The sequence below is a fragment of the Kribbella yunnanensis genome (assembly GCF_039529655.1).
GTDB lineage: Bacteria > Actinomycetota > Actinomycetes > Propionibacteriales > Kribbellaceae > Kribbella > Kribbella yunnanensis.
Genome location: NZ_BAAANF010000045.1, coordinates 1 through 798, shown reverse-complemented (window position 1 = coordinate 798; position 798 = coordinate 1). Strand labels below are relative to the sequence as shown.

The window sequence follows — 798 nt, the reverse complement described above, 5'->3', positions numbered from 1 at the left end:
GCCTGTCGGCCTCGCCTTAGGTCCCGACTTACCCAGGGCAGATTAGCTTGACCCTGGAACCCTTGATCATCCGGCGGACGGGTTTCTCACCCGTCATTCGCTACTCATGCCTGCATTCTCACTCGTGCAGCATCCACAACTCCATCACTAGGCTGCTTCACACGCTGCACGACGCTCCCCTACCCATCCACACACCTGGATGTCTTACGACACCGGGTACTTGTGTGAATGCCACAGCTTCGGCGGATTGCTTGAGCCCCGCTACATTGTCGGCGCGGAATCACTTGACCAGTGAGCTATTACGCACTCTTTCAAGGGTGGCTGCTTCTAAGCCAACCTCCTGGTTGTCTGGGCAACTCCACATCCTTTTCCACTTAGCAATCGCTTAGGGGCCTTAGCTGGTGATCTGGGCTGTTTCCCTCTCGACTACGGAGCTTATCCCCCGCAGTCTCACTGCCGCGCTCTCACTTACCGGCATTCGGAGTTTGGCTGATTTCGGTAAGCCGGTAAGCCCCCTAGACCATCCAGTGCTCTACCTCCGGTAAGAAACACGCGACGCTGCACCTATATGCATTTCGGGGAGAACCAGCTATCACGGAGTTTGATTGGCCTTTCACCCCTATCCACAGGTCATCCCCCAGGTTTTCAACCCTGGTGGGTTCGGTCCTCCACGCGGTCTTACCCGCGCTTCAACCTGCCCATGGATAGATCACTCCGCTTCGGGTCTAGAGCATGCGACTATTTCGCCCTATTCAGACTCGCTTTCGCTACGGCTACCCCACACGGGTTAACCTCGCC

1 rRNA gene is annotated in these 798 nt (G+C 56.6%); it reads right to left on the bottom strand.

Going from position 1 to position 798, the window contains the following annotated elements:
- Positions 1-798, bottom strand: a 23S ribosomal RNA gene (locus tag ABD231_RS42035); the annotation flags it as partial.